The sequence below is a fragment of the Mycobacterium sp. genome (assembly GCF_049280035.1).
Lineage (GTDB): Bacteria > Actinomycetota > Actinomycetes > Mycobacteriales > Mycobacteriaceae > Mycobacterium.
Genome location: NZ_JBAPPI010000458.1, coordinates 1 through 1,536, shown reverse-complemented (window position 1 = coordinate 1,536; position 1,536 = coordinate 1). Strand labels below are relative to the sequence as shown.

Annotated in this window: 2 protein-coding genes; one reads left to right on the top strand and one right to left on the bottom strand. The window is 68.1% G+C overall.

All coding sequences use genetic code 11. The features are described from left to right. The coding region (locus tag WAN71_RS15125; protein ID WP_422226110.1) for an alpha/beta hydrolase at positions 1 to 465 on the top strand (465 nt) is incomplete at its 5' end. Between the two features lie 17 nt (positions 466 to 482). Here WAN71_RS15125 and purH read toward each other — a convergent pair. Beyond that, positions 483 to 1,536, bottom strand: a 1,054-nt coding sequence (purH, locus tag WAN71_RS15120) for a bifunctional phosphoribosylaminoimidazolecarboxamide formyltransferase/IMP cyclohydrolase (protein ID WP_422226109.1), incomplete at its 5' end; no start/stop codon positions are given.

Sequence of the window (1,536 nt, the reverse complement as noted above, 5' to 3'; positions counted from 1 at the left end):
GCCGCCGACACCGCGCTCGCCGCCCGCGACGCCGGGCTGCCGGTGCCGGCTGGGCAGGCGCTGCTCTCGCCGCTGACGTCGGCGGACATGAGCTTGAAGTATCGGGCCCTCAAAGAACACCGGGACGCGTTGTTTCCGTTCATGACGGTGAAGTTCATCTACGACGTGTTCGCCACCGTCAACGGCACCCGTCCGCCACCGTTGATGCCGCCGGAGGCGGACCTGCATGGCCTTGGCCCGTTCCTGCTACAGGTCGGCACCCACGAGATGTTGCTCAACGACACCTTCGCGCTGGCCGAGCGGCTCCGGGCGCACAACGTGCCGGTATGGGTGCAGGTGTGGCACAAGGCCATGCATATGTTCCAGCTCAGCTTCGACGTCAACCCGGATGCCCGCCGGGCCGTCGACGAGGTCGCCGCGTTCATCCGCCACGCGACGGCCTCCCTCGACGAGGCCAGCGCTTAGCGTCCGGGCGCTGAAGGTCAGTGCGCGAAGTGCCGCGCGCCGGTCAGGTAGAGCGTCACGCCGGCCTCGGCGGCCGCCGCGGTCACTTCGTCATCGCGCACCGAGCCACCTGGGTGCACTATCGCCGTCACACCTCCGGCAGCCAGCGTCTCCAGGCCGTCCGGGAACGGGAAGAACGCATCGGAGGCCGCGACCGCGCCACGGACGCGATCGCCACCACGCTCCACCGCCAGCCGTGCCGCGTCGACCCGATTCACTTGGCCCATACCGATTCCGATGGTGGCGCCACCGGCGGCGATCACGATCGCGTTGGACTTCACCGCCCGACAGGTTCGCCACGCGAAGGCCAGATCAGCCAGTGTGGCCGGGGCAGCTGCCGCACCGGCCGCCAACGTCCAGTTCGCCGGATTGTCCCCGTGCGCGTCGATGCGGTCGCGTTCCTGCATCAGCAGGCCGCCGCTGATCTGACGCCGCTCGGTGGCGTCACCCAGCGGCTCAGAGGCCACCAGCACCCGGATGTTCTTCTTGCCGGCCAAGATGTCGACCGCGCCGGGCGCGTAGGCGGGGGCCACGACTACCTCGGTGAAAATCGTGCTGACATACTCGGCCATCTCGACGCTGACCTCGGTGTTGGCCGCGATCACTCCGCCGAATGCGCTCAGCGGATCGCATTCATGGGCCTTGCGGTGCGCGTCGGCAACCGAGACTGACGAGATCGCGATCCCACATGGGTTGGCGTGCTTGATGATCGCCACACAGGTCTGCTCGTGGTCGAACGCTGCCCGCCAGGCCGCGTCGGCGTCGGTGAAGTTGTTGTACGACATCTCTTTTCCGTGCAGTTGCTCGGCCTGCGCCAGTCCGGGCCACGCGCCGGCATCGGCGTACAGCGCCGCCTGCTGATGCGGATTCTCGCCGTAACGCAGCAGTGCCGAGCGGTGCCATGTTCCGGCGAACCACTCCGGGACCACCATTGCTGGCTGCTCGGGCGCCAGCGTCAAACCCATCCACCCGGCGACCGCGACGTCGTACTCGGCGGTGTGTCGAAACGCTAGCGACGCCAACCTCTTTCGC